Source organism: Haloferax sp. S2CR25 (assembly GCF_031624535.1).
Lineage (GTDB): Archaea > Halobacteriota > Halobacteria > Halobacteriales > Haloferacaceae > Haloferax > Haloferax massiliensis.
In genome coordinates this window covers 261,164-281,712 of sequence record NZ_JAMQOO010000002.1, presented here as the reverse complement: position 1 = coordinate 281,712, position 20,549 = coordinate 261,164, and the positions used below count along the sequence as shown (strand labels likewise).

The following is a 20,549-nucleotide window of genomic DNA, read 5'->3' as shown; positions in this document are numbered from 1 at the left end:
CCGTCGCTCGTCGCGGTGACCGGGGTGTTCGGCGCGCCGGGCGTTGTCCATGGAGGAAGTACGCGGGGGGAGGGCATAGTTAGGGACTACCGTCTATCGGATTGTGACACCGGGTTGATAAATGCTTTCTCCTCATATGTTTCGACTGAAACGTATCACGGCCTCGTTCGAGAGGGGCCCCAACCCGCCGGAACCGCCGTAACGGTGGCTCTAACGCACGGCGGTTCGCGCCCGACGGCGGTCCAGCCACGCCGAGTTGCGGGGGCCCGCGGTCCCGCGGCGGCTCGCGCTCCCGAACGTTCAAATCCGACGCCGCGGAACAACGGCGTATGTACGCGGTCGTGGGGTGTACGGACTGCGCGAACATGTGGTTGCTTTCGGACCCCGACGGGTCGAAGACGGCGACGTGTCCGCGGTGCGGCAGGCGACACCAGACGAAGAAGCTCCGGCGCTTCTTCGAGTCCGACGACAGGGACGCCGCGCGGCAGGCGCGCTCGGCGCTGTTGGCGAAGAAACACGGCGACAGCGAGGCGTTCGCGCAGGTCGAACACGTCTCGGAACTCGACCGGCGGGTCGAGGAGTCGGGCGTCGACGACCGCGAGTACCTCGAAGGCTCGGGGCTCGACGCCGACGAGGTGTTCGAGGCGGGCGAGGCCGCCTCTCGCGGTCGGAACTCGTCGTCGGGGTCGCCCGACCGCCTGACGGTCGTCCGCGAGGCGGTTCGGGACGGTGACCGGCCGACCGAGGCGGAAATCGTCGCGGCGGCGGTCGAGCGGGGCGTTCCCGAGGACCGCGCCCGCGACCTGCTCGATAAGCTCCGGCGGCGCGGCGAGGTGTCGGAGTCCCGGGGTCGACACCGGCTGGTCTGAGCGCCGGGGTCGCCCTCGCGGGCGCGGTTCAGAGCGCGCCGAGCAACTTCGCCACCGTCAGCGCGGAGGCGACGACGCCGAGGGCTAACTTCACCAGCCTGAGCGCGAGCGCCACCCGCCGCGCGTCGTCGTACTCGTCGGGCGATTCGGGGTCGGTACCGCGTGTGAGGAGTGGCATGGGAGGGGATGGGTTGTGGACACGCCCGCGGGTGCTCCCCGACGGACGCATTTTCATCGTTTCCGCGGAAACGGAATAAACGCGAGCCACGGGTGCGGAGTGAAAGTGAAAGTGGACGGGTGGTGGTGATTTCGGAGGTACAAGCCGAAGGGACGCGAAGAAAAGCCGATGAGTCGTCCCCGACGGCGGTGAAACTGAAACCCGGTTCGCGTTATCGACCGAGTTCGGCGTGGGCGCTGGAGAGGTGCCGCGAGGCGAGCGCGGAGAGAAGCGAGAGTTCGCCCGCGAGGGAGCCGACGGCGATGCACTCGGCGAGGGCGTCGGCGTTGGAGCCGGCGGGGTCGCCGCCGCCGCTGACGCCGAGGACGTCGAGGCCCTCGGACTGCGTCGGGAGCTTCGTGCCGCCGCCGACGGTGCCGACTTCGAGGGAGGCGATGGAGACCGAGACGTAGAGGTCGCCGTCCTGCACCTCGGCGGTCGTGATGGCGTTCGACCCCTCGACGACCTGCGCCTCGTCCTGCCCGGTGGCGAGGAACATCGCGGCGACGACGTTGGCGACGTGGGCGTTGAAGCCGAGGCTCGCGGCCTTCGCGGAGCCGACGAGGTTCTTGCGGGTGTTGAGTTCGGCGACCGCTTCGGGCGTGGTGTGCAGGCGCTCTTCGACCACCTCGCGCGGGATTCGAACGTCGGCGGTGACGCTCCGGCCGCGGCCCTCGACGGCGTTGATGGCGGCGGGCTTCTTGTCGGAACAGAGGTTGCCCGAGAGGGCGACGAGCGAGGCGGTCGTCTCCTCTTCGACGACGCCGCAGGCCGCCTCGGTGGCGATGGTCGCCATGTTCATCCCCATCGCGTCCTTGGTGTCGTAGCGGAACCGCAGGTACACGGAGTTGCCGACGACGTACGGCGTCACGTCGAGGAGTTCGCCGTGGTTCGTCGTCTCCTCCGCGGCCTCCTTCAGCGCCGCGAAGTTGTCGCGGGTCCACGAGACGAGCGCCTCGGCCTCGGCCACGTCGGCGACGCGGAACACCGGCGCGCGGGTCATCCCGGACTTGAGGACCCGAGCGGTCGCGCCGCCGGCGCTGTTGATGACCGAGCAGCCGCGGTTGACCGACGCGAGGAGCGCGCCCTCGGTGGTCGCGAGCGGGAGGTACTTCTCGCCGGAGACGGAGCCGCCGTCGACGCTGACGGGGCCGGCGACGCCCATCGGCACCTGAATCGCGCCGACCATGTTCTCGATTGCCGACTCGGCGGCCTCGGCGGGGAAGCCGTAGTTCCCGACCGCGTCGAGCGACGCGCCGGACTGCTCTTCGACGAGCGAGCGGCGCGCCTCGGCGGCGGTGTCGGCGTCGGCGTGCGCTTCGAGTTCGTGGAGGCGGAGTTCGCCCTCCCGAACGCGGTCTGCGAGGGACGCGGCGTCTGTCATGCCCCGACGTTTCCCGCGCCGGCCCTAACGCGTTCCGGTTCTTCCAACGACCGCGGTCCGTCCCCGTTCAAGGCCGCCCCGTCGTCCGACCACCGCCCGACCGCTCCGCCGCCTCCCGAACCGTTTTGCCCTCCCGCGTCGGGGTCGAACGTATGACCGCGTCAGCGGACCTCGTACTGACGAACGCGGAGGTACACACGCTCGGCTCGCCCGACGAGACGCACGAAGCCGTCGCCGTCCGCGACGGCGAGGTCGTCCGCGTCGGCCGCGCGTTCGACGTGGAACTGCTCGCCGGCGTCGAGACGCGGGTCGTCGACTGCGAGGGGCGAGTCGTCCTTCCCGGCTTCATCGACGCCCACACGCACCTCCCGATGGTCGGGCGGTCGCTCGTCCACGCAGACCTCTCTGCCGCCGACTCCCCGGCGGAGGCGGTCGAACTGCTCCGCGAGCGGGCCGCCGAGGTCGAACGCGAAAACGGGGCTGATGGCGACGGGGCCGACGACAACGAGACCGGCGGCGACGGCGGGACCGACTGGGTGTTCGGCTACGGCTACGACGAGAGCACGTGGGACGACTCTCGATACCTCACCCGCGACGACCTCGACGCCGTCTCCGAGTCGCTCCCCGTGGTCGCCTTCCGCGAGGACCTCCACACCGCCGGCGTCAACTCGGTCGTCCTCGACCGCTACGCCGACGAGATGCCCGACGAGGGCGTGCAGACCGCCGGAGACGACGGTCCCTCCGAGGGCGACGGCGATGGCGACGTCGCCGTCGAGCCGACCGGCGTCGTGGTCGAGGGCGCGGTCGACGTGCTCCGGGAGGCGACCGAGCCGGGCCGCGAGGAGATGACCGAACTCGTCCGCGCGGCGCAGTCGTACGCGACCGCCCGCGGCGTCACCGGCGTCCACGACATGGTCCGCGGCTCCCGCGCGCCCGAGGTCTACCGCGACCTCGCCGAGGCCGGCGAGCTGGCCCTCCGCGTCCGAATCAACTACTGGTCGGACCACCTCGACGCGCTCCGCGAGGTCGGCCTGCGGACGAACCACGGGGGCGGGAGCCGCGGCGGCCTCGTCACCGTCGGCGCGATAAAGACGTTCACCGACGGGAGCTTCGGCGGGCGGACCGCGAAACTCACAGAACCCTACGCCGACGCCGCGGCGGACCCCGACGCGGCCGACGACGAGACGGGCCAGTGGGTCGTCGACCCCGAGGAACTCCGCGGCCTCGTCGCCGACGCCGACGAGTCGGGCTATCAGTTCACCGCGCACGCCATCGGCGACGCGGCCGTCGACGCGGTGCTCGACGCGTACGAGGAGACCGACGACCCCGGCGCGGCCCGCCACCGGGTCGAACACGTCGAACTCGCCTCCGACGAGGCCATCGAGCGGTTCGCCGAGTCGGGCGTCGTCGCCTCGGTCCAGCCGAACTTCCTGAAGTGGGCCGACGAGGGCGGCCTCTACGACGCCCGCCTCGGCGAGCGACGCCTGCGGACCAACCGCTACCGCGACCTGCTCGACGCCGGGGTCGACCTCGCGTTCGGGAGCGACTGCATGCCCCTCGGGCCGCTTCTCGGCGTCGACCTCGCCACCGACCACCCGAACCCCGACCAGTCGCTCACCGTCACCGAGGCGCTCCGGGCGTACACGTCGGGTGCGGCCCACGCCGGCTTCGACGAGGACCGACTGGGAACCGTGGCGGTCGGCACCGCCGCGGACCTCGTCGTCCTCGACGAGTCGCCGTGGGAAGCCGACTCGATTCGCGATATCGCCGTCTCGATGACCGTCGTGGACGGTCGCGTCGTCTTCGAACGCGACTGAACGAGTTATCGTCTCCGACGAGGCCACTCTTTTGAATGAGATTATTCTCTAACCGAGTAGTGACTTCTATCGACTTCTAACAGCCAATCGAACGCAGATACCACTGGCTAATCAATCGTGAAGAGAATATATACGGGTGAGTGCCGAGTATTGAAGAAAAATATTTTTCAATAAGGCCCGATGATTGGACTTCCACCGTGGTGACCAATCGTGGTTGAATTACAGTCGGTCGGGTTCGAGTCGGAGCTCAGCCTGTTCAAATACGACACGCTCGAACAGCTTCCGGAGAGCCACCGCGACCTCGACGAGGCCGCCCGCTCCCGGCGAATCGCCGCCGCCCGCGACGCGCTCGGCGACCGCGTCGTCGTCCTCGGACACAACTACCAGCGACGCGAAATCGTCGAGCACGCGGACTTCATCGGCGACTCCTACGAACTCTCGAAGCGCGCCGCCGAGTCGGACGCCGACTACGTCGTCTTCGCCGGCGTGACGTTCATGGCCGAGAGCGCGGACATCATCACCGACGACGACCAGACGGTGATTCTCCCGTCGATGGAGGCGTCGTGTCCGATGGCCGGGATGGCCGAGGCCGTGCAGGTCGACTCCGCGTGGGAGACGCTCGTCGAAGAGAGCGGCGGCAAGGACATCGTCCCCGTGACGTACATGAACTCCTACGCCGACCTGAAGGCCTTTTGCGCCTCCCACGGCGGGCTCATCTGCACCTCCTCGAACGCCGCCGACGCCTTCGAGTGGGCGTTCGAGCGCGGCGACGCCGTGCTGTTCCTGCCCGACAAGCACCTCGGGCGCAACACGGCCGACGAACTCGGCATCGACGGCGTGGTCGAGTGGGACCCGTGGGCCGGCGACGTGGCCGAAGCCGCGGGCGCTGACGCCGACGCGGAACCCGACATTCCGGACCTCGGCGACGCAGAAGTCATCCTCTGGGACGGCTACTGTCAGGTTCACGAGCGCTTCCGCGTCGACCACGTCGAGGAGGCGCAGGCCGACGGCGCGAAGGTCGTCGCCCACCCCGAGTGCCGCCCGAGCGTCGTCGCGGCCGCCGACGAGGTCGGCTCCACGAGCCACATCTGCGACGTCGTCGAGAACGCCGACCCCGGCGAGACGTGGGCCATCGGCACCGAGGTCCACCTCGCGCGACACCTCGCGCGCTGGCACCCCGAGGTCGACGTTCGGCCCCTCTGCGGCGACGCCTGCATGGACTGCAACGCCATGCGGCAGGTCGACCCCAACTACCTGACGTGGGTGCTCGAAGAACTCGCCGCGGGCCGCGAACCCAACGTCGTCGAGGTCGCGCCCGAGGAGAAGGAACTCGCCGCGGTCGCGCTCGACCGCATGCTCGAACTATGAAGGCCGACGTACTCGTCGTCGGCTCCGGCATCGCCGGCTGCGCCGCGGCCCTCGCCGCCGCCCGCGAGGGGGCCGACGTGCTCGTCGTCACGAAGGCGACCGAACCCGAGGACGCCGCGTCCGACTGGGCGCAGGGCGGCATCGCCGTCACCCAGTCCGCGCCCGCGGAGTTCGCCGCCGACATCCGCCGGGCGAGCGACGGCACCGCCGACCCCGAGGCGGTCGACACGCTCGTCTCCGAGTCCCGCGCCGTCGTCGAGGACGTGCTGTTGGACACGCTCGGAGTCGAGTTCGACGCGGTGGGTGACAGTCCGAGCGTCGGCGACCCCGACGCCGGCGACGCCGCCGACTTCGACCTCGCCCGCGAGGCGGGCCACTCCAGCCGCCGCATCCTCCACGTCGACGCCAGCACCGGCGCGCACGTCCTCCGGCCGTTCCTGAAGCACCTCTCGGCCCGCGACGGCGTGCGCATAATCGACGACGCGATGGCCCTCGACCTCCTGACTGAGGAGGGGACCGTCCGCGGCGCGACCGTCCTCGCCGACGGCGAGGTCGAACCGGTGTTCGCCGGGGCGACTATCCTCGCCACCGGCGGCATCGGCGACTGCTACGCCCGCTCGACCAACCCGGCGGGCGCGACCGGCGACGGCGTGGCGATGGCCGCCCTCGCCGGCGCGACCGTCTCGGACATGCAGTACGTGCAGTTTCACCCGACCGCGTACGACCCCCGGACTGACCCACGGGCCGACGACGACGCGCGACCGTTCCTCGTCAGCGAAGCCGTTCGCGGCGAGGGCGCGGTCCTGCGCGACGCCGACGGCCGCCGCTTCATGCCTGACGTGCACGAAGACGCCGAACTCGCCCCCCGAGACGTGGTCGCCCGCGCCGTCTCCCGCGCCCGCGACCGGACCGGCCGCGTCGTCCTCGACGTGTCCGACCTCGACTTCCGCGGGGAGTTCCCCGACCTCGCGGCGCTCTGTGACGACCGCGGCGTCGACCTCGACGCCGGCATCCCCGTCGCGCCGAGCGAGCACTTCCTCTGCGGCGGCGTCGCCGTCGACGACCGCGGCAGGACCTCGCTGTCCCGCCTGTTCGCCGCCGGCGAGTGCGCCCGCACCGGCGTCCACGGCGCGAACCGGCTCGCCTCGACCAGCCTGCTCGAAGGGCTCGTCTGGGGCGTCCGCGCCGGCGAGACCGCGGCCGAGCGGGGCCGCGGCGAGGGCGAGACCGTCGAGTACGCGCCGCCGCGCGACTCCGACCCGGCGCTCCCCGACGCCTTCGCAGAGACGAAGTTCGACCGCCTCGGGCGGACGATGGACGAGTTCGTCGGCATCGAACGCACCCCCGACGGCCTCGAAACCGCGCGGGCGCGGCTCCGCCGCCTGAAGGGCGAGGTCGACGCCTACGCCCGCACCCGCGTCTCGCGGTCCGTCTACGAACTCCGGAACGCCTGCGTCTCGTCGCTCCTCGTCGCCCGCGCGGCCGCCGACGCGCCGTCGGCCGGCTGTCACTCCCTCGTCGACCCGGACGGACGCGAGGGAGGCGAAGGAGGCGAGGAAAGCGACGACGCCGGACAGGGAGTGACCCCGAGTGCTGACGACTGAGACCGTCGAGCGCTGGCTGGCCGAGGACGTGGGCCACCGCGACGTGACGAACGACGTGCCCGGCGACACCACCGGGCGACTCGTTGCCAAGGAGCCGGCGGTCGCCGCAGGCCTCGACGCCGCCGTCGCCGTCTTCGACTACCTCGGCGTCGAGGCCGAGAACGCGGTCGACGTCGGCGACGCGGTCGAAGCGGGCGACGAAGTCCTCCGCGTCGAGGGCGACGCCCGGAACGTCCTCCGCGGCGAGCGCGTCGCCGCCAACGTCGTCGGCCACGCCTCCGGGGTCGCCACGACGACCCGCGAGGCGGTCGCCGCCGCCCGCGAGGTCTCCGACTCGGTTCGGGTCGCCGCGACTCGCAAGACCACGCCCGGCCTCCGCGGCGTCGAGAAGCGGGCCGTCGTCGCCGGCGGCGGCGACACCCACCGCCTCACGCTCTCGGGGATGGTGATGGTCAAGGACAACCACGTCGCCGAACTCGGTCTGGAGGAGGCGGTCCGCCGCTTCGCCGAGCGCAAGTCGTTCGCGACGAAGCTCGAAGTCGAAGTCGAGACGCCCGAGATGGGCGAGCGCGCCGCGGCCGCCGGGGCCGACATCGTCCTGTTCGACAACCTCGCGCCCGAGGCGGTCCGCGAGGGCGTCTCCCGACTCCCCGAGGGCGTCATCTCGGAGGCCAGCGGGGGTATCACCCCGGAGGCGCTCCCCGCCTACGCCGACACCGGCGTCGACGTGGTGTCGATGGGCTGGCTCACCCACAGCGCCCCGAGTGCCGACTTCTCCTTCCGGACCGGGTGAGCGGCGGGCGTTCTTTCCGACTCGGATGCCGTCGCAGGCGGTCGAATCCACACGTTCTTTGGCCCGTGTCGAGACGGTGGAACGATGACTTCGTGGCCCGCCGCCCGCCTGCGCTCCCCGGTCGCGAAGTACTACGCCTACAAGACGACCGAGTTCGTCTCCTTTACGACGGCCATCTGGATTCTGTTCGTCCGCTCGCGCGACCTCTCGTTCGCCGAGGTGGGCGCGCTCAACAGCGTCTGGTGGCTCGCGCTCGTCGCGGCCGAGATACCGACCGGCTACCTCGGCGACCGGCTGGGTCGCCGGAGCGCGATGGCCCTCGGGACGGCCGTCATCGCCGTCTCGACGGCGGCGATGGGCCTGTCGGAGACGTTTCTCCAACTCGCGGTCGTCTACGGGACGTGGGCCGTCGGCCAGACGTTCCGGTCCGGAAGCGACGACGCGTGGCTCTACGACCTCCTGGCCGAGACCGACGAGACCCACGAGTTCGCCGCCGTCCGCGGGCGCGCCACCGGCGTCGGCCTCGCAATCGGCGCGGTGACGACCCTCGCCGGGGGCCTCCTCGCCGACGCGACGAACTACGCGGTCCCCTTCTTCGCCACCGCCGCGGTGACGGCGCTGGGCGTCCCGATTCTCTTGTCGGTCCCCGAGACCGGAGCCAACGGCGGCGACTTCACGCCGCGGGCGGCGCTCCGGGTCATCCGCGAGAAGCTCTCGCGCCCGCCGCTCCGCGGCTTCGTCGCCTACTTCGCGCTCCTGTTCGGCGTCGCCAACATGGTGTACATCTTCGACCAGCCGATTCTCCGCGACGTGGCGCTCGACCTCGGCGTCCCCGCGTCGGCGACGAACACCGCCGTCAGCGCCGCCTACGCGCTGTTCTCGCTGGTCGCGGCCGCCGCGACGTTCCGCGCCGGCTGGGTCGAATCCCGCGTCGGCGTCCGCCGGTGGTTCCTCGCCTCGCCGCTCGTGCTCGCGGTCGCCTACGCGTCGGTCCCCCTTTTCGGGCCGCTGGCCTTTCCCGCGTTCGCGGTCGCCCGCGGCGTCACGAACGTCTCGTCCGTCCTCGGGAACCAGTACGTCAACGACCGGGTGGACTCGGTCGGGCGCGCGACCGTCCTCTCGGCCGCCGGGATGCTCTACTCGCTCGCGGTCGTCCCGTTCGAACTGGCCGGCGGGGCCGTCGCCGACGCCCTCTCGCCGGCCGGCGCGCTCGCGCTCTTCGGCGGGGTGCTCGTCGTCGGCGCGGGCCTCCTGTGGACGGTCGAGCGACCCGTGTGACGCAGTAGTATTACGGTCGCTCGCCGGCGATGGGAGGGCATGCGCGTACCGTCGCCCTCCAGGACAGCCCGCGCCGCCGCGAGCGGTCGCTCCGGCGCGGTCGAGTCCGCCGTCGTCGCCGCCCTCCTGCTCGGCGTCGCGCTCCTGCAGTTCGCCGTCCGCGAGTCGCTGGCGGGCGTCGCGCCCGACCTCCTCCGGTCGCGGGGGTTCGTCGTCGCCGGGGTCGTCACCGGCGGGACGCTCGTCTGCGCCCTCGCGCTCTACGCGGGCGCGTACGCGAGAGTCCGCGATATCGCACTCGGCGTCAGGCTCCCGGCGGTCGCCGACCGCGGAATCGGCGTCGTCGCCGTCGCCGCCGCGGCCCCGGCGCTTTTGGTGGCCGCGACCAAGGTCGTCGGCCTCCGCTCGGGCGTCACGTACGGGTCGCTGACGAAGACCGGCTACGGCGCGGACGCGACCCTCGCGGCCGTCGCGCCGGTCTCCGCGCTCGCCGCGCTCGTCGGCGTTCCCGTCCTCGTCGTCGTCTCGCAGGTGCTCGTCCAGCGGAGTTTCGCGCGCGCCCTCGACGGCCGGCGCGCGCTCGCGGTGACGACCGCGACCGCCTCGCTCGCGTTCCTGAGCGCGAACCGCGGAGTCGTGGTGTTCCCGGCGCTCGAACACCTCGTTCGCGCCGCGGTGTTCCTCGCGTGCCTCGGCGTCGCCTTCGCGGCGGCGACGCGAGCGACGACCGGGGGGCGACGGGCGCTCGGGTACGCGCCGCTCGCCGTCGTCTCGACGGTCGCCGTCGGCGAGGAACTCCTCGCGGTCGACTCGCTCGCCGGGGGCGTCTTCGTCCTCTCGCACGTCGCCGTCTTCGCGCTCGCGGCCGTCGCCTACGACCGAACCGTCTCGCTCGTCGTCCCGGCGCTCGCGTACCTCTCGCTGCTCGTGAGCGGCGACGCGGTGGTCTTCCTCTTCGAGGCCGGCCTCTGAGCCGGGTCCGGGGGCGACGCGGCGCGGGGCGAAGGGAAAACCCCTTACTTTCGGTCGTCGCACTCGCGGGCAATGGCCTTCTTCGACGACCTCCGCGACCGCATCGAGGCGACAGACAGCGTCGTCTCCGTCGGCCTCGACGCCGACATCGACCGCATCCCCGACCACCTGCTCGACGAGGACCTCCCGCGGTGGGCGTTCAACCGCCGCATCATCGACGCGACCCACGAGCACGCCGCGGCGTACAAGCCGAACGCGGCGTTCTACGAGGACGAAGACGGCTGGCGCTCCCTGCGCGAGACCATCGCCTACGCCCACGGCAAGGGTGTGCCGGTCCTCTTGGACGCTAAGCGCGCCGACATCGGCAACACGACCCGCAAGTACGCCGACCTGCTCGACGACGCCGACGCCATCACGGTCAACCCCTACATGGGCCGCGACTCCATCCAGCCGTTCCTCGCCCGCGAGGACAAGGGCGTGTTCGTCCTCTGCCGCACCTCGAACCCCGGCGGCTCGGACCTCCAGTCGCTCGAACTCGACTCGGGCGAACCCCTCTACGAGCGCGTCGCGGCGCTCTGCGACCTCTGGAACGAACACGGGAACGTCGGCCTCGTCGTCGGCGCGACCGGTCCCGAGGAACTGGAACACCTCCGCGAGCAGGTGCCCGACCTGCCGTTTCTCGTCCCCGGGGTGGGAGCGCAGGGCGGCGACGCCGAGGCCGCCGTCGAGTTCGGCCTCGCGGACGGCGTCGGCCTCGTGAACTCCTCGCGCGGTATCATCTTCGCCGGCGAGGACCGCGGCGAGGAGTTCGACAAGGCCGCCGGACAGGCCGCAAAGCGCCTCAAAAAGCGGCTGAATCAGTACCGCTGAGGCGACGCAGACAGTCGACTTTCCCGGCCGCTCCGTCCGGCGGTCGCGGCCCGGCGAGACGTTTACCACCGTGGGCCCCTAACTGCGCCCGTGGACCGAGACCGACTCGTCATGGGGCTCGCGGCGGTGTTCGCGGGCATCACCATGCTCCTCGTCGTGTTGGCGTTCGCCTACCGACAGCTCCTGTTGCTGTTCGTCGCCCTCCCCTTCGGCGCGACGACGTACTTCATGTACGCCCACGTCAGCGGACGCCTCGAAGAGCGGTTCCGCCGGACGCGCGTCCGCGCCGACGCCGGGCGCGGCGGGTTCGGCTTCCGGTCGGAGCGACGGCGGAGCGACCGCCGGGAGACCGGCGGGTTCGGCGCGAGCCCCCGCGGCGACCCCCGAGAGGGACCGCGCGCCGGGGGGTTCGGTCCAGACGGCGGATTCGGCGGCGACGGCCGCCGACGACAGCGAACTCGCGGCGGCGACGGACCGAGCGTCCGCCCGTCGCGGCGCAGCATGAGTCGGCAGACGGCCCTCGACACGCTCGACCTCGACGACGACGCCTCCGAGGACGAGGTGAAAGCGGCCTACCGGAAGCGCGTCAAGGAGACCCATCCGGACTCGAAGACCGGCGACGAGGAGGCGTTCAAGCGCGTCAACCGGGCCTACGAGCGACTGAGCGACTGAGCGCGTCTCGGTTTCGTTTCGCATTCGGCCCGCACGGGCCTCGACGGTCGCGTCCGCTCCCGACGCCGTCTCGATTGCGGTACGTTCTCATGGCAATCGCTACCGCGGAAAGCGTTTTCACGGTCGGTTTCCTACCCGAGTCCATGAGCGCGGATCGGGCTCTCTTGGACGAGGCCCTTGAGCGCGGTGAGGAAGAAGGCGGAAACGTCGAGTTCAAAGAACGCCTCACCCGCGCCGTTCACCTGTCCGACGGCCGGATGGAGTCGCTCGCTGCCCAACTCAGACACCGAGTGCTCTCCGGCGACGGCGTGGCGACCTACGTGGTCGGCGTCACCGACGACGGCGGCATCGCCGGCATCCCGCCGGACGACTTCTCCGAGACGATGGACGTGCTGTCGCTTCTGGCCGAGGAGGCCGGCGCGCACATCGAAGACGTGGAGACGTGGGGCGTCGGCGACGGGGCCGAACGCGGCCTCGTCGGCGTCGCGACCATCCGCGAGGGCGCGATGCTCGACGTCGACGACGACCACATCGTCGTCGGCACCGCGGGTCACGTCGACCACGGCAAATCGACGCTCGTCGGGTCGCTCGTGACGGGACAGGCCGACAACGGCAACGGAAGCACGCGGTCGTTCCTCGACGTGCAGCCCCACGAGGTCGAACGCGGCCTGTCGGCCGACCTCTCGTACGCAGTCTACGGCTTTTCCGACGACGGACCCGTTCACATGCGAAACCCCCACCGGAAGTCCGACCGGGCGCAGATCGTTCAGGAGGCCGACCGGTTGGTCTCGTTCGTCGACACCGTCGGTCACGAGCCGTGGCTCCGGACGACGATTCGCGGCCTCGTCGGCCAGCGCCTCGACTACGGCCTGCTCGTCGTCGCCGCCGACGACGGCCCGACGAGAACGACCCGCGAACACCTCGGCATCCTGCTCGCCATGGAGCTGCCGACGGTCGTCGCCATCACGAAAATCGACGCCGTCTCCGAGGAGCGCGCCGCCGAGGTCGAACGCGAGGTCGAGCGGCTCCTCCGCGACGTGGGCCGGACGCCCCTGAGCGTCGAGCGCCACGGCGTCGAGGCCGCGGTCGAGGAGATAAGCGAGTCGGTCGTCCCGCTGTTCCCGACGAGCGCGGTCACGATGGACGGCCTCGACGACCTCGACCGGCTGTTCGAGTCGCTGCCGAAGCGCAGCGCCGCCGAGGGCGACTTCAAGATGTACATCGACCGGACCTACTCGGTCACGGGCGTCGGCGCGGTCGCCTCCGGCACGGTCAACTCCGGGGCGGTCGAGGCCGGCGACACACTGCTCTTGGGGCCGATGTCCGACGGCGAGTTCCGCGAGGTCGAGGTCCGCTCCATCGAGATGCACTACCACCGGGTCGACCGGGCCAACGCCGGCCGCATCGTCGGCATCGCCCTCAAGGGCGTCCGCGAGTCCGAAATCGAACGCGGGATGGTGCTCCTGCCGGGCGACGCAGAGCCCACCGCCGTCCGCGAGTTCGAAGCCGACGTGATGGTGCTCAACCACCCGACGCGGATTCAGGAGGGCTACGAGCCGGTCGTCCACCTCGAAACCGTCTCCGAGGCGGCCGTCTTCCACCCCGACGGCGGGCGACTCCTCCCCGGAGACACCGGCACGACCCGCATCGAGTTCAAATTCCGCTCGTACTTCGTCGAGGAGGGTCAGCGATTCGTCTTCCGCGAGGGCCGGTCCAAGGGCGTCGGCACCGTGACGAAGGTCGACTAGAATAGCACGGGCGGCGGCGCGAGTCGTCCCCGTCGGCGGTCAGACCGACTCTCCGACCGCGACGTAGCCGTCCGGTTTTCTCTCCGCCGCGCCGAACAGCACCGCCCAGTCGAGCAGCCGCGCGACCCTGCCGCGCCAGCGCGATTCCCATCCGTCGGGGTCGCGGTGACGCTCCCAGTTCGGCACGGTCGGCTCGAACGCGTCGAACACCGCGTCCGCCGACTTCGGTTCGTCGCCGAGGGCGTCGAGCGCCTCGCGCGCGCCGAAGACGTTCCCCTCGAACGCGCTCCGCAGGTCGTCCGCGTCGGGGTCGTCGCGGACGCGCTCGAAGCCGCGGCTCACCTCGCGGGCGAGGCCGAGCGACTGGCAGAACACGAGCCAGTCGCGGCCCTCGTCGGGCGTCACGTCGAGTCGGTTCGCAACCCGGCCGCAGCAGTCGTCTTCGGAGCCGGGAATCAGCGGGACGGCGCGGTGGGCGTCCCACAGTCGGTCGAGGGAGCCCGGTGCGGGCGGGACGGGCTTGCGCCTCACAGTCCGAACGAGTCGGCGAGCACGTCCTCGTCGGTCTCGCCGAGGGTGTACGTCGGGCCGTCGACCACGTCGACCGTGACCTGCGCGGGGCCGAACACGTCGGGGTCGACCGCGCCGAAGTCCCAGTCGGCGTCCTCGAACAGCTGTTCGAACGGGACGCCGTAGTCCGACCCGGCCGTGGAAATCGCGCGGTCGAAGTCGTCGTAGTCCTCGCTCACGGTGACGTGGACGCGGCCGCCGTAGGCGACGGCGTCGTTCGTCCGACCCATGGCGACGCTCTCGTCGTAGCTGACGGGGGCGAGCGGGGCGGAACCGTTGATAGAGAGGACGTTCGTCGGGTCGTAGCCCGCCTCGAAGAGGTTGAACACGGCGAGTTCGGCGGCGCGCGCCGCGCCCGTGACGCTGCCGACGAGCGAGCCGGTCGCGTAGGTCGGCAGGAAGACGGCGCTCGGTTCGAGGCCGGTCGTCTCCGCGACGTGTTCCGCGACCTCGTCGCTCGGGAGGTCGATGCTCTCGACGGCGAGGACCGTCAGGTCGAACTCGTCGTAGTAGCCGAGGTGGTGGAACTCCTCTTCCTCGCCGACCAGCGCGCGGGCCGGGCCGGAGCCGAGGCCGTCGAAGTCGTCGAAGGTGAGCTCCCAGCCGGCCTTCTGCGAGCAGAGGAGGGCCAGCGCCGGGCGGTCGGTGGAGAGTTCGACGTGCGGGCGGGGCGTACCGGCGACATCCCCCATCCGCGTCTGTACCGTGGCGAGACCCGCGGTCTGAATCTCCGCGAGGAGCATCCCCGCTTCGACACCGCCGTCGGCGTCGACGCCGAAGTCGATGACCGTCGCACCCGAGTCGAGTTCGTAGCCCTCGATGCCGAGTTCCCCGGCGAAGTCGAGCGCCTCGTCGACCAGTTCGATGGCCATCCGATTGATGCTGTCCATGCGAGGCGATTGCGCGCCTTCGGCTAAAGGGTTTGTCAGTCGCACACCCTCCGGGCCGCGTGGACGTGTCTCGCGCCTCGCACGGCGGACCCGCGCGGCGGGTCGCCGCGGCCCGCGAAGCTACTCGCGGTCGCTCCTCGCTTCCCGCCCGAGGTGGGCTTCGACGGCGTCGACCTTGTCGGCGGCCGTCTGGTCTTTCGTTCGCTTGTCGTCTATCTTCAGGAACGTGCTCACGCGGTCGCCGTCGACCGCCTTGTGGGCCGCGCCGACCGCCGCGAGCAGTTCGTCGATGTCGTCGGCCTCGATGACCGTCCCCATCGGGTTCGTCTCGTAGGACACGGCGAAGTCGTCGAGGGCCGCGACCGCCTTGGCGACCTCGCCCGACATGCTCCCTTCGACGACCGGCGCGACGCTCAGCATGGCGATGACTGTCATAGCCGACACCACGGACCACGTGGTAGTAAAATCGAGGTGTGCGAATTCGTCGCACCGTTCGAGGCGTCCGAACCGACGAGGCTATCTCCGCGAACAGCCACAGTTTCATGTATGTTTCAGAGTGAACTAACTCGGCTGGCGCTCGTGTTGGGGGCGAACGTCGTCGGCGGGGTCACCCTCGGGTCGGCCGTCGGCGAGGCGGTCGGCTACGCGGCGGAGTGGACCGTCACGGGTGCGGTCCTCGGCCTCGCGGTCGCCGTCTTCGCCGCCCGTCGGTAGTCGTCACCGCCGCCCGACCGCGCATCGCGCTTTTCTCGTCGGCCGACGTATCAGCGCCCATGAATCAACGCGTCGCGCGAGCGCTCACGCTCGGTCGGGCCATCCTCTACGAGGTCCGCACCGAGCGACTCACGTTCATGGCCGGAAGCATCGCTTACGGGGCGTTCGTCTCGTTGCTCCCGCTGTTTCTGCTCGTCCTCGCGGCCGTCTCCGCCACCGGCGACAGCGACCTACGCCAGAGCGTCATCGGCGTCATCCAGACGGTCCTGACCCCCGGCGCGGGGGACGTCATCATCGCCGAACTCGAAGCGTCGAGTCAGCTCGCCAGTTTCTCGGTTATCGGCGTGCTCGTGTTGGTGTGGGGGACGCTCCGAATCTTCCGCGGCCTCGACACCGCCTTCTCGGACATCTACGAGTCCGAGGCCGCGAACACGTTCGCCGACCAGCTCTCCGACGGTATCATCGTGCTCGTCACGGTCGCCCTCGCCGTCATCGCCGGCGCGCTCATCGAGTCGGCCCTCCCCGCGCTCGACGGGACGCTCGGCTGGGTGGTCTACCGCGGCCTCCTCGTCGCCGTCCTCTTTCTGACGTTCTACCCGATGTACTACATCTTCCCCGACGAGGACGTGACCTATCTGGAGGTCGTCCCCGGCACGCTCGTCGCCGCCGTCGGGCTGACGACCTTCGAGTCGCTGTTCCGACTCTACGTCGAGTTCAGCAGCCGCGAACCCGAATCGAGCGTCGTCGCCGGGATTCTCGTCCTCCTGACGTGGCTCTACTTCAGCGGGCTCGTCATCCTCCTCGGCGCGGCCGTCAACGCGGTGCTCTCGAACCGCTCGCGCGACGTGAACGTCCGCCCGCTGTTCGGCGGCGTCCCCCTCGACTCGCAGACCGACGCTGTGACGCGCGACGAGGTGACCGCGGCCATCGAGCGACTCGACCGCCTCCTAGCGGCCGCTCCCGACGAGGACCTGACGCTCCGCGTCGGCGACGAATCCGTCACGCTCCCCCGCCCCGAACGGGTCGTCACCGACACCGAAACCAACCGGTTCCTGCCGGAGGGCCCCGTCAGACTGGAGCTTCGATGGTCCTCGTGGCCTGACAGTCACGAGGAGTGACGACGGGCGTTATGGGGCTGGCGTGCGTATGCGACACTATGGCAATAAAGACCCCTGCCCGACCGACGGAGCCGGCGCGACCGCTCGACGACGAACGAGCGCGGTGGGAAGCCGCCGAGACGACCGCCGAGACGGCCTCTCGGGCGGTTCGACCGCCGACCGTCGTCGAACACCGGCGACTGCCCGGGAAGAACTTCGGCGAGGCGCAACTCGTCTGGCGCTGCGACGACTGCGGCGAACTCGGCGCGCTGACGGCGTTCCCGTCGTCGTGCCCGGACTGCGGCGCGGGCCGCGAGGCGCTGTTCTACTTCACCGAGGACTGACCGCCTCGGCCGAGCGCGGTCCGACACAGACCGACCGCGACCGTTTTCCCGCCGCCCGACAACCCCCGGATATGTATCTCTCTCACCCCGTCCGTCGTATGCGCGACGACCCCCTCGACGACGAAGTCGCGGCACTCCGCGTCGAACCCGTGGACGACGACGCCCGCGAGACGCTCGAAACCCGCGTCGAGTCGCTCGGCGGCAGTCTCGAACGCGAACTCCGGTTCGGCGGCGTCGTAGTCTCGCTCGCCGAGTCGGCCGTCTCCGACCTGTGCGAACTCGACGATATCGAGCGAATCGAGACGGTCGACACGCTCGGATATTGATTCTCCGCCCACGCGTGCGAGGCCGGGACGGTCCGCTCGGGCATTAGTGTCAACTACTTAGTGTACTCCCTGCGGACGTGGCGTATGGTTCGTCTGCCCTCCCGAACTGCGCGTGTGACCGGTGTCGTCGCCGCCGACCTCATCGCCCTCGTGAGGTTCCCGACCGAATCATGAGCGTGCTCGCCGACCTCGGGGGCGTTCCCCTGCTCGTCGCGTACCTGTTGCTCCTCGCGGGCACGGCCGTGCAGTATCGGCGCGGGAAGCTCTCCGGCACGCGGACGGTTCTCCTCGTCGGGATGTGTCTCACGTGGCTCTCGTACGCCCTCTTGCAGGTGACCCAGTCCGGGACCGTGCCGACGGGCACGCCCCTTAACTACGCTCTCGACGCGCTCGCCGTCGTCGTCCTCGTCGTCGGCGTGGGAGCGATGGTCTGGTGGTGGCGGGCGCGGGACGAATCGTGAGTCCTCGGAGACGCGTCGCTGAGTGAGTTGCGTTCGGAGAACTGCGTCGGCTGGGAGTTCACCGAACGCCGTGAGGTGAACTCAGGAGCACCGGCGAGACGGCGGTCGAGTCGGTGAGACGGGATTTGAACTCCACTCGCTCACTCGCGTTCGCTCGCTAGTTCAAATCCCAGCGTCCCGCATTCACAACTCACAGTCCGAGCGACACGCACAGCGGTCGCTCGGAAGGTAGGTTCGTTGTAGAAGTGCGTCGGCTGGGATTTGAACCCAGGTTGTGACCATGGCAAGGTCACGTGATACCACTACACTACCGACGCATGTGGTGGATGTGCGCTGGCTGGGATTTGAACCCAGGTTGTGACCATGGCAAGGTCACGTGATACCACTACACTACCAGCGCATTCCGCGTGTATCGTGGCGTGCTGCTGCGTTACTCGATAGTGTCGGGTTGATAAATAAGACTTGCGAAACGGGGGAGAAATCGGGCGACGGCGCGCCACCTGCTACCACGTGAGATTCGCCTTCGGCGACCTGTCGGCGACCGTGTAATTATGTACCACGCGACGTTCGCCAATCCCCCGCAAACTGGGTCGTGGGACGCTCTATCACCCCAGAATGGATTCGCTACTCTTTTAGGTAGGCCCCCGGTACAAACGCCACAGTCTAGACGAGACGAGGATGAACCCGGCATGAAACTCAGCGTACTCGTGCCGTCCTCACTCGTCCGGGAAGCCGAAGATCAACGCGAGGCAACTCGCAAACTCGGCTACGTCGCCCGCGCGGCGGCGGTCTTCCGGGCGAACGAACTCGTCGTCTTCCCCGACGAAGACGGCGAGAACAAGTGGGGCGGCGAGTTCGTCGAAACCGTACTTCGGTACGCCGCGACGCCCCCCTACCTCCGCAAGGAGGTCTGGGGCAAGCGCGACGAACTCCGCTACGCTGGTATCCTGCCCCCCGTTCTCGTCGCGTCTACGACCGCGGACGACTCCGACGAGTCGCCCGCGTTGCGAGAAGGAATCGTGACCGAGGTCGGACCTGACGACCGCGTTCGGGTCAATTGCGGAATGCAACACCCGATCTCCCTGTTCGTCCCTCCCGGGATGGACCTCACAGAGGGAGAGCGCGTCGCTGTCAGGATCTCTTCGCGAGAACCGGTCCGTGCGCGGATCGTCGACGAGCCCCTCCCGGGCTTCGACGTATCCCGCATGGACCTCACGGAAGCACTCGGCAGGCCAGATGCGGGCGTGCGAATCGCCACGTCTCGCTATGGCGAACCGCTGTCGGTCCCCAGATTGGGCGACCTGACGGCCCGCATCACCGATGCCGGCGGCATGACCGTCGTCTTCGGGTCGCCGGGCCGTGGGCTTCCGGACATGCTCGGGATGCCTCCCGAGGATGTTGCAGACGTCGAACCTTCCGTTGGTCCGGGGTTCGACCTCTGGCTCAATACGATTCCGCGACAGGGCAGCGAGGTCGTGCGAACGGAGGAAGCGATGTTCGCCTCCCTCGCCTCCCTGACACTCACGGAGTGAATCCATGCCACAACCAAGCAGACCACGAAAAGGCTCGATGGGCTTCAGCCCGCGCAAGCGAGCAGTCAAGGAGGTTCCACGCATCAAGTCGTGGCCGTCCGACGACGGCTCCCCAGCGCTGCAGGGCTTCGCCGGTTACAAGGCCGGTATGACCCACGTGATGATGGTCAACGACGAGGCAGACTCCCCCCGCGAAGGAATGGAGGAGTCCGTCCCGGTGACCGTCGTCGAGACGCCGCCGATGCGCGCCGTCGCCCTTCGCGCCTACGAGCAGACGCCGTACGGTATGAAGCCGCAGACCGAGGTCTGGGCGGGCGAGTTCCACGACGAACTCGACCGCGTCCTCGACCTGCCGGCAGAAGACACGTTCGACTCGGACGCCGACGCGCTTCGCGAGGCCGTCGAGGCCGGCGAAGTCGATGACCTCCGCGTCATCACGCACACGGTGCCCTCCGAGCTCGCGAACGTGCCCAAGAAGAAACCCGACGTGATGGAGACTCGCGTCGGCGGCGGCTCCATGGTGGAGCGCGCCGACTTCGCCCTCGACCTCGTTTCCGAGGGCGGCGAACACGAGATGTCCGACGTGTTCCGCGCCGGCGAGTACCTCGACGCCGCGGGTGTCACGAAGGGTAAGGGTACGCAGGGTCCCGTCAAGCGATGGGGCGTCCAGAAGCGTAAGGGCAAGCACGCCCGCCAGGGCTGGAGACGCCGTATTGGCAACCTCGGCCCCTGGAACCCGTCCCGTGTCCGCTCTACGGTTCCGCAGCTCGGTCAGACTGGTTACCACCAGCGCACCGAGCTCAACAAGCGCCTCATCGACCTCGGTGAGGGCGACGACGCCTCCGTCGAAGGTGGCTTCGTCAACTACGGCGAGGTCGACGGCTCCTACGCGCTCATCAAGGGCTCGCTCCCGGGCCCCAACAAGCGCCTCCTGCGGTTCCGCCCGGCCATCCGGCCGAACGACCAGCCGCGCCTCGACCCCGAGGTGCGCTACGTCTCTACCGCATCGAACCAGGGTTAAAC

22 protein-coding genes and 2 tRNA genes are annotated in these 20,549 nt (G+C 69.9%); 17 read left to right on the top strand and 7 right to left on the bottom strand.

The genetic code is table 11. The features are described from left to right. The first annotated feature begins 329 nt into the window (after nt 1-329). Nucleotides 330-869: a DUF5817 domain-containing protein gene (locus NDI65_RS06800; protein ID WP_089777319.1), complete on the top strand. Its 540-nt coding sequence runs from the start codon at nt 330-332 to the stop codon at nt 867-869. A gap of 28 nt (nt 870-897) precedes the next feature. On the opposite strand, the gene NDI65_RS06795 is transcribed toward NDI65_RS06800, so the two are convergent. Continuing rightward, nucleotides 898-1,047 carry a hypothetical protein gene (locus NDI65_RS06795; RefSeq protein WP_167344103.1) on the bottom strand — a complete coding sequence of 50 codons (150 nt, stop codon included), beginning with the start codon at nt 1,045-1,047 and terminating at the stop codon, nt 898-900. Between the two features lie 211 nt (nt 1,048-1,258). Beyond that, nucleotides 1,259-2,470: a hydroxymethylglutaryl-CoA reductase (NADPH) gene (gene hmgA / locus NDI65_RS06790; RefSeq protein WP_089777318.1), complete on the bottom strand. Its 1,212-nt coding sequence runs from the start codon at nt 2,468-2,470 to the stop codon at nt 1,259-1,261. A gap of 152 nt (nt 2,471-2,622) precedes the next feature. Here hmgA and NDI65_RS06785 point away from each other — a divergent pair, with 152 nt between their 5' ends. The 9 genes from NDI65_RS06785 to NDI65_RS06745 all read left to right on the top strand — a co-directional run bounded on the left by NDI65_RS06785 (nt 2,623) and on the right by NDI65_RS06745 (nt 13,592). Then, a complete protein-coding gene (locus tag NDI65_RS06785) occupies nt 2,623-4,287 on the top strand; it encodes an amidohydrolase (RefSeq protein ID WP_089777317.1) in 1,665 nt (554 codons plus the stop codon). 210 nt (nt 4,288-4,497) lie between these two features. Then, complete coding sequence (gene nadA, locus NDI65_RS06780) at nt 4,498-5,655, top strand: quinolinate synthase NadA (protein WP_089777316.1); 1,158 nt, start codon at nt 4,498-4,500, stop codon at nt 5,653-5,655. After that, nucleotides 5,652-7,259: an FAD-dependent oxidoreductase gene (locus NDI65_RS06775; protein WP_310893495.1), complete on the top strand. Its 1,608-nt coding sequence runs from the start codon at nt 5,652-5,654 to the stop codon at nt 7,257-7,259. The genes nadA and NDI65_RS06775 overlap by 4 nt, the downstream gene beginning before the upstream one ends. After that, nucleotides 7,246-8,052 carry a carboxylating nicotinate-nucleotide diphosphorylase gene (nadC, locus tag NDI65_RS06770; RefSeq protein WP_310893494.1) on the top strand — a complete coding sequence of 269 codons (807 nt, stop codon included), beginning with the start codon at nt 7,246-7,248 and terminating at the stop codon, nt 8,050-8,052. The genes NDI65_RS06775 and nadC overlap by 14 nt, the downstream gene beginning before the upstream one ends. Nucleotides 8,053-8,136: 84 nt before the next feature. After that, nucleotides 8,137-9,330 (top strand): MFS transporter, encoded by a 1,194-nt coding sequence (locus tag NDI65_RS06765; RefSeq protein ID WP_089781730.1) that lies wholly within the window; start codon nt 8,137-8,139, stop codon nt 9,328-9,330. Between the two features lie 39 nt (nt 9,331-9,369). Continuing rightward, nucleotides 9,370-10,302 carry a hypothetical protein gene (locus NDI65_RS06760; RefSeq protein WP_089781728.1) on the top strand — a complete coding sequence of 311 codons (933 nt, stop codon included), beginning with the start codon at nt 9,370-9,372 and terminating at the stop codon, nt 10,300-10,302. A gap of 72 nt (nt 10,303-10,374) precedes the next feature. Continuing rightward, entirely contained in the window at nt 10,375-11,172 is a 798-nt protein-coding gene (gene pyrF, locus NDI65_RS06755) for an orotidine-5'-phosphate decarboxylase (protein ID WP_089781726.1), read from the top strand. 90 nt (nt 11,173-11,262) lie between these two features. Continuing rightward, a complete protein-coding gene (locus NDI65_RS06750) occupies nt 11,263-11,844 on the top strand; it encodes a J domain-containing protein (protein ID WP_310893493.1) in 582 nt (193 codons plus the stop codon). A gap of 143 nt (nt 11,845-11,987) precedes the next feature. Further along, a complete protein-coding gene (locus tag NDI65_RS06745) occupies nt 11,988-13,592 on the top strand; it encodes a GTP-binding protein (protein ID WP_089781300.1) in 1,605 nt (534 codons plus the stop codon). A gap of 39 nt (nt 13,593-13,631) precedes the next feature. Here the strand turns inward: NDI65_RS06745 and NDI65_RS06740 are convergent, their stop codons facing one another. The 3 genes from NDI65_RS06740 to NDI65_RS06730 all read right to left on the bottom strand — a co-directional run bounded on the left by NDI65_RS06740 (nt 13,632) and on the right by NDI65_RS06730 (nt 15,487). Beyond that, a complete protein-coding gene (locus NDI65_RS06740; protein ID WP_089781302.1) occupies nt 13,632-14,123 on the bottom strand; it encodes a hypothetical protein in 492 nt (163 codons plus the stop codon). After that, on the bottom strand, nt 14,120-15,052 hold the full coding sequence (mch, locus tag NDI65_RS06735) for a methenyltetrahydromethanopterin cyclohydrolase (RefSeq protein WP_310893492.1): 933 nt from the start codon (nt 15,050-15,052) through the stop codon (nt 14,120-14,122). Before mch ends, NDI65_RS06740 begins: the two co-directional genes overlap by 4 nt. 120 nt (nt 15,053-15,172) lie before the next feature. Beyond that, a complete protein-coding gene (locus NDI65_RS06730) occupies nt 15,173-15,487 on the bottom strand; it encodes an MTH1187 family thiamine-binding protein (RefSeq protein WP_042663548.1) in 315 nt (104 codons plus the stop codon). Nucleotides 15,488-15,598: 111 nt separating this feature from the next. Between NDI65_RS06730 and NDI65_RS06725 the strand changes: the two genes are divergently transcribed. From NDI65_RS06725 to NDI65_RS06705, 5 genes are all read left to right on the top strand, one after another. Next, complete coding sequence (locus tag NDI65_RS06725; RefSeq protein WP_157837735.1) at nt 15,599-15,766, top strand: hypothetical protein; 168 nt, start codon at nt 15,599-15,601, stop codon at nt 15,764-15,766. 59 nt (nt 15,767-15,825) lie between these two features. Further along, nucleotides 15,826-16,884: a YhjD/YihY/BrkB family envelope integrity protein gene (locus NDI65_RS06720; RefSeq protein ID WP_042663549.1), complete on the top strand. Its 1,059-nt coding sequence runs from the start codon at nt 15,826-15,828 to the stop codon at nt 16,882-16,884. 38 nt (nt 16,885-16,922) lie between these two features. Beyond that, nucleotides 16,923-17,207, top strand: a complete 285-nt coding sequence (locus NDI65_RS06715; protein ID WP_042663550.1) for a hypothetical protein — start codon at nt 16,923-16,925, stop codon at nt 17,205-17,207. A 71-nt stretch (nt 17,208-17,278) separates the two neighbouring features. Further along, nucleotides 17,279-17,533 carry a hypothetical protein gene (locus tag NDI65_RS06710; protein WP_089781307.1) on the top strand — a complete coding sequence of 85 codons (255 nt, stop codon included), beginning with the start codon at nt 17,279-17,281 and terminating at the stop codon, nt 17,531-17,533. Between the two features lie 170 nt (nt 17,534-17,703). Further along, the gene (locus NDI65_RS06705; RefSeq protein ID WP_089781309.1) at nt 17,704-17,994 is read left to right on the top strand and encodes a hypothetical protein; all 291 of its coding nucleotides are present in this window, start codon (nt 17,704-17,706) and stop codon (nt 17,992-17,994) included. A gap of 246 nt (nt 17,995-18,240) precedes the next feature. Here the strand turns inward: NDI65_RS06705 and NDI65_RS06700 are convergent. Together NDI65_RS06700 and NDI65_RS06695 are read right to left on the bottom strand one after the other, a co-directional pair. Further along, nucleotides 18,241-18,311: transfer RNA gene (locus tag NDI65_RS06700), tRNA-Gly, on the bottom strand. Nucleotides 18,312-18,323: 12 nt separating this feature from the next. Continuing rightward, nucleotides 18,324-18,394: transfer RNA gene (locus NDI65_RS06695), tRNA-Gly, on the bottom strand. Between the two features lie 289 nt (nt 18,395-18,683). Here NDI65_RS06695 and NDI65_RS06690 point away from each other — a divergent pair. Both NDI65_RS06690 and NDI65_RS06685 read left to right on the top strand, forming a co-directional pair. Beyond that, on the top strand, nt 18,684-19,526 hold the full coding sequence (locus tag NDI65_RS06690) for an RNA methyltransferase (protein ID WP_042663552.1): 843 nt from the start codon (nt 18,684-18,686) through the stop codon (nt 19,524-19,526). Nucleotides 19,527-19,530: 4 nt separating this feature from the next. Continuing rightward, a complete protein-coding gene (locus tag NDI65_RS06685) occupies nt 19,531-20,547 on the top strand; it encodes a 50S ribosomal protein L3 (protein WP_089781311.1) in 1,017 nt (338 codons plus the stop codon). The last annotated feature ends 2 nt before the right edge of the window (nt 20,548-20,549 follow it).

Excerpts from the sequence above, each read along its gene's own strand:
- NDI65_RS06800 (WP_089777319.1), top strand. The coding sequence starts at position 330 with ATGTACGCGGTCGTGGGGTGTACGGACTGCGCGAACATGTGGTTGCTT.
- NDI65_RS06795 (WP_167344103.1), bottom strand. The coding sequence starts at position 1,047 with ATGCCACTCCTCACACGCGGTACCGACCCCGAATCGCCCGACGAGTAC.
- hmgA (WP_089777318.1), bottom strand. The coding sequence starts at position 2,470 with ATGACAGACGCCGCGTCCCTCGCAGACCGCGTTCGGGAGGGCGAACTC.
- NDI65_RS06785 (WP_089777317.1), top strand. The coding sequence starts at position 2,623 with ATGACCGCGTCAGCGGACCTCGTACTGACGAACGCGGAGGTACACACG.
- NDI65_RS06775 (WP_310893495.1), top strand. The coding sequence starts at position 5,652 with ATGAAGGCCGACGTACTCGTCGTCGGCTCCGGCATCGCCGGCTGCGCC.
- NDI65_RS06765 (WP_089781730.1), top strand. The coding sequence starts at position 8,137 with ATGACTTCGTGGCCCGCCGCCCGCCTGCGCTCCCCGGTCGCGAAGTAC.
- NDI65_RS06760 (WP_089781728.1), top strand. The coding sequence starts at position 9,370 with ATGCGCGTACCGTCGCCCTCCAGGACAGCCCGCGCCGCCGCGAGCGGT.
- pyrF (WP_089781726.1), top strand. The coding sequence starts at position 10,375 with ATGGCCTTCTTCGACGACCTCCGCGACCGCATCGAGGCGACAGACAGC.
- NDI65_RS06745 (WP_089781300.1), top strand. The coding sequence starts at position 11,988 with ATGAGCGCGGATCGGGCTCTCTTGGACGAGGCCCTTGAGCGCGGTGAG.
- mch (WP_310893492.1), bottom strand. The coding sequence starts at position 15,052 with ATGGACAGCATCAATCGGATGGCCATCGAACTGGTCGACGAGGCGCTC.
- NDI65_RS06730 (WP_042663548.1), bottom strand. The coding sequence starts at position 15,487 with ATGACAGTCATCGCCATGCTGAGCGTCGCGCCGGTCGTCGAAGGGAGC.
- NDI65_RS06725 (WP_157837735.1), top strand. The coding sequence starts at position 15,599 with ATGTTTCAGAGTGAACTAACTCGGCTGGCGCTCGTGTTGGGGGCGAAC.
- NDI65_RS06720 (WP_042663549.1), top strand. The coding sequence starts at position 15,826 with ATGAATCAACGCGTCGCGCGAGCGCTCACGCTCGGTCGGGCCATCCTC.
- NDI65_RS06715 (WP_042663550.1), top strand. The coding sequence starts at position 16,923 with ATGGCAATAAAGACCCCTGCCCGACCGACGGAGCCGGCGCGACCGCTC.
- NDI65_RS06710 (WP_089781307.1), top strand. The coding sequence starts at position 17,279 with ATGTATCTCTCTCACCCCGTCCGTCGTATGCGCGACGACCCCCTCGAC.
- NDI65_RS06705 (WP_089781309.1), top strand. The coding sequence starts at position 17,704 with ATGAGCGTGCTCGCCGACCTCGGGGGCGTTCCCCTGCTCGTCGCGTAC.
- NDI65_RS06690 (WP_042663552.1), top strand. The coding sequence starts at position 18,684 with ATGAAACTCAGCGTACTCGTGCCGTCCTCACTCGTCCGGGAAGCCGAA.
- NDI65_RS06685 (WP_089781311.1), top strand. The coding sequence starts at position 19,531 with ATGCCACAACCAAGCAGACCACGAAAAGGCTCGATGGGCTTCAGCCCG.